At 69.5% G+C, this 7,877-nt stretch carries 7 protein-coding genes; 3 read left to right on the top strand and 4 right to left on the bottom strand.

The window, feature by feature from the left end; all coding sequences use genetic code 11:
- The 3 genes from ACTHN1_RS13315 to rarD all read left to right on the top strand — a co-directional run.
- Window positions 1-981: carboxy terminal-processing peptidase (locus tag ACTHN1_RS13315; protein WP_440471417.1), on the top strand; the 981-nt coding region annotated here is incomplete at its 5' end.
- A gap of 272 nt (window positions 982-1,253) precedes the next feature.
- A complete protein-coding gene (gene yedA / locus ACTHN1_RS13310; protein WP_440471416.1) occupies window positions 1,254-2,156 on the top strand; it encodes a drug/metabolite exporter YedA in 903 nt (300 codons plus the stop codon).
- On the top strand, window positions 2,153-3,070 hold the full coding sequence (gene rarD, locus ACTHN1_RS13305; RefSeq protein WP_440471415.1) for an EamA family transporter RarD: 918 nt from the start codon (window positions 2,153-2,155) through the stop codon (window positions 3,068-3,070). Before yedA ends, rarD begins: the two co-directional genes overlap by 4 nt.
- Before the next feature lie 103 nt (window positions 3,071-3,173).
- On the opposite strand, the gene ACTHN1_RS13300 is transcribed toward rarD, so the two are convergent.
- The 4 genes from ACTHN1_RS13300 to ACTHN1_RS13285 form a co-directional block, all read right to left on the bottom strand.
- The gene (locus ACTHN1_RS13300; RefSeq protein ID WP_440471414.1) at window positions 3,174-3,539 is read right to left on the bottom strand and encodes a VOC family protein; all 366 of its coding nucleotides are present in this window, start codon (window positions 3,537-3,539) and stop codon (window positions 3,174-3,176) included.
- A 208-nt stretch (window positions 3,540-3,747) separates the two neighbouring features.
- Window positions 3,748-4,872 carry an alpha/beta hydrolase family protein gene (locus tag ACTHN1_RS13295; protein WP_440471421.1) on the bottom strand — a complete coding sequence of 375 codons (1,125 nt, stop codon included), beginning with the start codon at window positions 4,870-4,872 and terminating at the stop codon, window positions 3,748-3,750.
- 198 nt (window positions 4,873-5,070) lie between these two features.
- Window positions 5,071-5,649 (bottom strand): hypothetical protein, encoded by a 579-nt coding sequence (locus ACTHN1_RS13290; protein ID WP_440471413.1) that lies wholly within the window; start codon window positions 5,647-5,649, stop codon window positions 5,071-5,073.
- Between the two features lie 10 nt (window positions 5,650-5,659).
- A complete protein-coding gene (locus ACTHN1_RS13285; protein WP_440471420.1) occupies window positions 5,660-7,852 on the bottom strand; it encodes a molybdopterin cofactor-binding domain-containing protein in 2,193 nt (730 codons plus the stop codon).
- Between the last annotated feature and the right edge of the window lie 25 nt (window positions 7,853-7,877).

Here is a 7,877-nt window from a genome sequence, read left to right as displayed (position 1 = left end):
TTCAAGGCGCAGAAGGTGGACGGCGTGGTGATGGACCTGCGCAACAACGGCGGCGGTTCGCTGGACGAGGCGGTCGAGCTGACCGGCCTGTTCATCGACAAGGGCCCGGTGGTGCAGGTGCGCGAATCCGGCGGCCGGGTCAGCGTCGAGGACGACGACGATGCCGGCGTCGCCTGGGACGGCCCGCTGGCGGTGCTGGTGAACCGCGGCTCGGCGTCGGCGTCCGAGATCTTCGCCGGCGCGATCCAGGACTACGGCCGCGGCCTGGTGATCGGCGAGCCGAGCTTCGGCAAGGGCACGGTGCAGAACCTGGTCGACCTCGACCGCTGGCCGGCCAACGAGGAAGCGCGCTTCGGCCAGCTCAAGCTGACCATCGCGCAGTTCTTCCTGCCCGGCGGCAGCAGCACCCAGAACCGCGGCGTGGTGCCGGACGTGGCCTTCCCGGTGACGGTGGACGCCAGCGAGTTCGGCGAGAGCACCTACGACAACGCGCTGCCGTGGACCCGCATCGCCGCGGTGCCGCACACCCAGTACGGCAATTTCGCGCCGCTGCTGCCGAAACTGGAAGCCCTGCACGCCTCGCGCGTGGCCAAGGACAAGGAGTTCCAGTGGTGGACCGAGGACGTGGCGACGTTCCGCGCCGAGGCGGCCAAGAAGTACGTCTCGCTCAACGAGGCCGAGCGCCGCGCCGAACGCGACAAGCAGGATTCGCTGCGCAAGACCCGCCAGGCCGAGCGCAAGGCACTGGGGCTGACCTTGGATCCGTTGGCCGATGATCTGGCCGATGACGGCCTGGGCGCGAGCGAGCGCGACATCGTCAAGGATGCCGCCCGCGAGAAGCTGGTCGACAAGCGTCCGGATCCGCTGCTGCGCGAGTCGGCCGCGATCCTGGGCGACGCCATCGGCGTGTTGAACCAGGACCGCAAGCTGTCGGCGCAGGTGCTGCCGGAATCCACCGGCCCGGGACGCTGGGCCGACTGAGCCGGCGACGCGCCGGTTGAACCGAGAGCGCGGCCTTCGGGCCGCGCTTTTTTGTTGGTCGTCTTACGGTGCGCCCGGCGCGGCGATTCGTTTCGGGAAGCGCGATGAACCGGGGCCGAGGTCGCGACTTGCGTCGCATCCCGTGAACACCGCGCCTGCCGCGAGACTTGAGCCAGATGAAAGGCGGACCGTGAAACCTTTCAACGGTGGTGTCACGCCGCGGCCTTCGGCGCTGTCCTAGAATAAGTCCCAATACGCTTGGCGCCTCCCCCATGAACTCCTCCACTTCCAGCACCGCCGCGCCCGCGCGCGGCGGCATCGCCGTCGTTGTCGCCCTGGCCCTGGTCTATGTCGTCTGGGGCTCGACCTATCTCGGCATCCGCCTGGCCCTTGAGGGCGGCTATCCGCCGCTGCTGATGGCCGGTGGCCGTTTCATCGTCGCCGGCACCCTGATGTACGCGGTGCTGCGCTGGCGCGGCTATGCCGCGCCGACCCGCGCGCAGTGGAAGAACCTGGCCTTCATGGCGGTGGCGCTGCTGCTGTTCGGCAACGGCTTCGTCTGCGTGGCCGAGCAGACCGTGTCGTCCGGCCTGGCGGCGGTCGCGGTGGCGTCGATGCCGTTGTGGATGGGCTTGTTCGGCGCGATGCGCGGACAGCATCCCACCCGCGCCGAATGGGCGGGCATCGTGATCGGTTTCCTCGGCGTGGTCTGGCTCAACTCCGGCAGCGCGCTGACCGCCAGTCCGAAGGGGCTGATCATGCTGCTGATCGCGCCGATCGCCTGGGCCTACGGTTCGGTGTGGAGCCGGGGGCGCGATCTGCCGTCGCCGTTCATGTCCGCGGCCGCGCAGATGGTCTGCGGCGGCGTGATCATGCTGCTGGTGGGCGCGGCGATCGGCGAGCGCTTCAGCCAGTGGCCGACCGTGCAGGGCACGCTGGCGGTGGGTTACCTGGCGCTGTTCGGTTCCATCGTCGCCTTCAGCGCCTACGTCTGGCTGCTGCACAACGTGCGGCCCGCGGTGGCGGGCAGCTATGCCTACATCAATCCGGTGATCGCGGTGGCGCTGGGCGCGTGGATCGCGCACGAGAGTTTCAGCGCGCATGACCTGGGCGCGATGGCGATGATCCTGCTGGGCGTGGTGGTGATCACGCTGGCGAAGGCGAAGCGCGCATGAGCCATTCCGTCATCGACCGCAAGGGATTGATCATCACCACCCTGACCTTTGTCGTGTGGGGCGTGGTGCCGCTGTACTGGCACCTGCTCAAGGTGGTGCCGTCGTTCCAGATCATCGCCCACCGCATTGTCTGGAGCACGCTGCTGGTGGTGGGCTGGCTGGCGCTGAAAAACGGCGCCGGCTGGCTGCGCACGGTCCGCGCGCAGCCGCGCGCGTTCGCCGCGCTGGGCCTGAGCAGCCTGCTGATCGCCTTCAACTGGGGCCTGTACATCTGGGCGGTCAATGCCGGCCATGTGGTCGAAACCAGCCTGGGCTACTTCATCAATCCGCTGCTCAACGTATTGCTGGGCGTGCTGGTGCTGCGCGAAAGGCTGAGCCGTCCGCAATGGATCGCGGTCGGCTTCGCGCTGATCGGGGTGGCCTGGCTGACCTGGCAGGCGGGGTCGCCGCCGTGGATCGCGCTGGGGCTGGCGCTCTCGTTCGGCCTGTATGGGCTGGTGCGCAAGCTGGTGGCGGTCGATGCCGTGGCCGGGCTCGGCGTGGAAAGCCTGTACCTGTTCCTGCCGGCGCTGGCGTTCGTCGTCTGGGGCGAGAACGGCCATGGCGGCGGTTTCCTGCAGGGCTGGGGCTGGAAGATCGATCTGCTGCTGATCTTCGGCGGCGTGGTCACCGCGCTCCCGCTGATCGGTTTCGCCTATGGCGTGCGCCGGATTCCGCTGACGGTGGTGGGCCTGTTGCAGTACGTGGCGCCGAGCATCCAGTTCCTGATCGGCGTGTTCGTGTTCCGCGAACCCTTCGGCGCCGCGCAGGCGCTGGGTTTCGCGGCGATCTGGACCGGCCTGCTGATTTTCGCCGCCGACGGCCTGTGGCGTTCGCGCCAGCGGCCGGTGGTGCCGGTCGCGGCGACGGAGTAGCGCGCCGCAGGGCGCCCGGCCCGCCCGCAAGCAGGCAAGCCGGACGCTGCGAGGAACGTGGCCAGGACGGGCGTGCGGTGGATCCGATCCTGGCCGCCGACGATCAGGCCGCGAGGGGCTGATGCAGGCCGATGCGGTTGCCTTCGCTGTCGATGAAGTGCGCGATGTGGCCGATGTCGCCCGGCAGCTGCAACGGACCGAACACGGTTTTCCCGCCGGCCGCATCCACGCGCGCCAGCAGGTCGGACAAATCCTGTGCGTGCAGGTACGGCAGGCAGCCCTGGTTCGAAGGCACGAAACTTTCCCCGTGCACCAGCGCGCCACCCGGCTCCACGCCGTCGAATACCGCCATGTCACCGCCCGCCATGGCTTCACGCTTCAATCGGGTATCGAACACGCGCTCGTAGAAGGCGGTTGCACGCGCCAGATCGGCGACAGGGATTTCCAGCCAGTTGATCAGGTTCTTCACGAAGACTCCTTTGGAGTGATTGAGGAGTCCGCAGGATGAGCGCCCCCTGCTGACAGCGTGCTGTCAGCAGGAGACTTGCCGGGAATCACTGTGCTTTGCGACACCATTTCATGCCGGGCATTCATGGCGCTTCGGGCTTGCGATCAGTCCGGGCATGTTGATGTTCGCCCGCGCGGATGGCGCGAGCGGCTCGATGCGCCCGACCGGATCAACCCCGCGAAACCGTAGTGGCCGCCGGCGTGCTTGCGACCCGTGAAGCATCGCCCGGTGCCAGCGGTTGCGGGCAGGCGGGCGTCGCCGTCGGCGTGCGGTCGAACCAGTCGATCACGGTCGGCGCCAGTCGATCCAGTCGCATCGGCAGGCTCAGGTGATCCTCGCCGGCGATTTCCAGATAGCGTGCGCGCCTGGAGGCGGCCGCCAGCAGCCGCCCATGCGCGACCGGGATGTGCTGGTCGGCGTCGCCATGGATCAGCAGCACGCAGGCCCGCGCCTGCGCCAGCGCCGCACCGACGTCCACCTTGTCCAGGTCCAGCCCGAGCTTGCGATCGGCCTGGGCGATGGCGACATCCAGGCTGTCGCCGCTGTAGCGCCAGCGTGCCAGCGGCAGGGCCAGGCGATCACGCCAGTTCGCGGCCGGACGGGTGAGCATGTGCGGCACCATGTCGCGGATCGCGCTGCCGGCGTTGTCGAACGATTCCATCGCCACCACGCCACCGGCCTGCACGCCGAGATCGCGCGCGGTGAAGATCGCGGTGGCCGCGCCGTAGGACACGCCCATCACGTGCAGCGGACCGGTGACCTCGCCGCGTCCGCGCAGCGCGCGCAGCATCGCCACCACGTCCTCGCCCTCGCGGGTGCCGTAGCCGGACGGCGCGGCGCCGGAGCGGCCATGGTTGCGCAGATCCACGCTGATGGTGCGGTAGCCGGCCTGCGCCAGTTCCAGCGCCCACGGCAGCAGCGAGCCGCCATCCATCATCCAGCCATGCAGCAGCACGACGGTGCCGCGCGGCGCCTGCGTCGACGGTTGCGCGGAGGCATCGAAGTCGAGCTCGAAATCCATGCGGTTGTCGGCGGTGCCGCCGGCATAGCGATAACGCAGTCCATAGTCGCCCGGATCGATCGCGCGCCAGTACAGCGGAACGCCGTTGACCGCCACGAAGCCCTCGCGATGCGGCAGCCGCGCGAACATCGCCTCGATGCGATCGCGCGGCAGCAGCGGCGACACGCCACCGGGCGCGGCCAGGCGTTCGCCCAGCGACAGGGCGGGCAGATGGGCAGTGGTGAAGCCGACCAGCGACAGGCAGACGCAGGCCAGCGCGATCAGGCGCAGCAGCATGACGATCATCGAGGGGAGGGACAGCGGTCGCGCACCTTACCGGCGCGCGAGCGGCGCCGCTATCGCAGAACGATGACAGAAAGATGACGGTTAAGCCGGGATTTGCCTGCGGATCGGGACAGCGGCACCATGGCCGCGCGACACGGGGAGCGGCCGCGTCGCGCGGGCCCGCGAACCGCCATGCGCCGGCCAGCGTTACCTGGAAGGGCAGGGCGCGCCGGCGTCGGTCCAGGTCTTGAACGCGGCGACGAATTGGTCGTGCGGCACCGGCACCGGCGCGCGGCTGCCGCCGGGATTCCAGCCCCACAGCACCAGCTTGTCCTCGCTGACGTGTTTGAGCAGCGCGGGCAGATCGCGATCGCCGTTGCGCTTGCGATCCTGGATCATCGCGCACAGCTCGGCGGCCGGCAGGCCGATCCAGGCCATCTTGTGATCCGGCGGCGGCAACTGCCAGTGCGGCGCGCCCGGCGGCGCGTGCGCGCTGTAGCCGGGGGGCGGATTGGCTTCGCCGTGGCAGGTCGAGCAGGGCAGGCCGGGCGCGCCCTTGCCCTCGGGGCCGCGCACCACGTTCATCATGTGCGGCGTCTGGCTGTCGAACTGCAATGGCTGGTCGCCGGGAATGTGGCAGTTGCTGCAACGCGGGTGCTGGAACACCTGCTCGACGGTGGCGAAGGCCTGCAGGGCCTGCGCCTTCTGTTCGGCGCTGATGCGTGGACCACAGGCGGCCAGCAGCAGCGTCAGCACGGCGATGGGGAAGAGGGCGGCGGCGCGCATCGTCGGGTCCTCAGGCGGATTTGGCGGCGGGCGCCAGGGTGAAGGGCAGATCGCGCAGGCGCTGGCCGGTGAGGGCGAACACCGCGTTGGCGACCGCGGGCGCGATCGGGGGCGTGCCGGGTTCGCCGACGCCGCCCATCTTTTCCGTGCTGGGCACGATGTGGACTTCCACCACCGGCATCTCGGGCAGGCGCAGCACCGGATAGTCGTGATAGTTGGACTGCTCCACCTGCCCGTCCTTGAAGGTGATGCGCCCGTGCAGCGCCGCGCCCAGGCCGAAGGCCAGCCCGCTTTCCAGCTGCGCCTTGACGTTGTCCGGGTTCACCGCCAGCCCGCAGTCGATCGCGCAGACCACCCGATGGACCTTGATGACGCCGTCCTCGACCGACACTTCCGCCGCGTGCGCGACGTAGCTGCCGAAGGATTCGTGCACCGCGATGCCGTGGCCGCGTCCCTTCGCGGCGGGCTTGCCCCAGCCGAATTTCTCCGCCGCCAGGTTCAGCGCGGCCAGGTGGCGCGGATGATCCTTCAGCAGGCGCCGGCGGTACGCCAGCGGATCCTGGCCGGCCGCGTGCGCCAGTTCGTCGACCAGGCTTTCCATCACGAAGCCGTTGTAGCTGTGCCCCACCGAACGCCACCACAGCACCGGGATGCCGGTCTTGGGCGAATGCAGATCCACCCGGTGCGCGGGCGTGCCGAGCACGTACGGCGAATCGGCCACGCCCTCGACCGAAGTGGCGTCGATGCCGTTCTTGATCGTGAATGGTTCGAACGGCGTGCCGGCGGTGATCGACTGGCCGACCATCACCTGCTGCCAGGCCACCGGCGTACCGTCCGCGCCCAGGCCGACCTTCGCCCGCTGCACGTAGGCCGGGCGGTAATAGCCGCCGCGCACGTCGTCCTCGCGCGGCCACACCGTCTTGACCGGCGCCTTGGCCGCCTTGGCCACTTCCACCGCTTCGGACACGAAGTCCGACACCGGCGTCGCGCGCCGGCCGAAGCCGCCGCCCAGGAAGGTGGTGTGGATGCGGATCTGCTCCGGCTTCAATCCGGTGATGCGCGCGGCGACCTGCTGGTCGACGGTCTGGAACTGGGTGCCGGTCCAGATGTCGCAACCGTCGGCGGTGATCTTCACCGTGCAGTTCAACGGCTCCATCGGCGCGTGCGCCAGATAGGGCACGCTGTATTCGACTTCCACCACCTTGGCCGCCTGCGCCATCGCGGCGGCGGCGTCGCCCGCCTGCACCGCCACCGGTCCGGGCGTGCGCGCCTGCGCGGCGAACTGTTCGTGCAGCCGCGCGCTGTCCAGATCCGCATGCGGACCGCGATCCCACTCCACCTTCAGCGCGTTGCGGCCCTGCAACGCGGCCCAGTAGTGATCGGCGATCACCGCCACGCCGCTCGGCACCTGCACCACGTCGCGCACGCCGGGCACCGCCCTGGTGGCGGTGGCGTCGAAGGATTTCACCGTGCCGCCGAACACCGGCGCGCGCGCGACCACCGCGGTGAGCAGGCCGTCGAACTGCACGTCCATGCCGAAGATCGCGCGCCCGGTGATCTTCTCCGGCGTATCCAGGCGCTTGGCACCCTTGCCGATCAGTTTCCAGTCCTTGGGATCCTTGAGCGTGAGCGTCTTCGGATCCGGCGCCTTCAGCTGTCCGGCCGCGTCGGCCAGCTCGCCGTAGCGCAGGCGCTGATCCCCCTGCACGACCGCGCCGTTCTCGGTTCTCAGTTCCGCCACCGGCACGCCCAAGCGCTGCGCGGCGGCCTGCAGCAACATCGCGCGCGCGGTGGCGCCGGCCATGCGGTAGCGATCGAATTCGGACCAGGTGCTGGTCGAGCCGCCGGTCATCTGCATGCCGAAGGCGGTATGCGCGTAGGCCGGCGCGGCGGGCGCGTGCTCGACCTTCATTTTGGTCCAGTCCGCGTCCAGCTCCTCGGCGATCAGCATCGGCAGGGTGGTCCAGATGCCCTGGCCCATTTCCGAATGCGACAGCAGCACGGTGATGCTGTCGTCGGCGGCGATGCGCAGGAAGGCATTGGGCGCGAACGGCGCCACCGCGACCGGCGCGGCGGCGTTCTGCGCCAGTGCGAAGCGGCCGGCGGCCGGCACGACGAAGCCGATGACCAGGCCGCCGCCGAGGACGGCGCCAGCCTTGAGGAACTGGCGGCGGGAAGAGGAAGCGACGGAATCCGCAGGCATGGCGTCCACGAACGTTCTCCGATCA

The sequence above is a fragment of the Pseudoxanthomonas sp. genome (genome assembly GCF_051953815.1).
Lineage (GTDB): Bacteria > Pseudomonadota > Gammaproteobacteria > Xanthomonadales > Xanthomonadaceae > Pseudoxanthomonas_A.
Note: the sequence above shows the minus strand (reverse complement) of the source record. Positions and strands in the feature narration are given on the sequence as shown.

What these genes read in the sequence shown, in the direction of transcription:
- rarD (WP_440471415.1), top strand. Translation starts at nt 2,153, where the DNA reads ATGAGCCATTCCGTCATCGACCGCAAGGGATTGATCATCACCACCCTG.
- yedA (WP_440471416.1), top strand. Translation starts at nt 1,254, where the DNA reads ATGAACTCCTCCACTTCCAGCACCGCCGCGCCCGCGCGCGGCGGCATC.
- ACTHN1_RS13290 (WP_440471413.1), bottom strand. Translation starts at nt 5,649, where the DNA reads ATGCGCGCCGCCGCCCTCTTCCCCATCGCCGTGCTGACGCTGCTGCTG.
- ACTHN1_RS13285 (WP_440471420.1), bottom strand. Translation starts at nt 7,852, where the DNA reads ATGCCTGCGGATTCCGTCGCTTCCTCTTCCCGCCGCCAGTTCCTCAAG.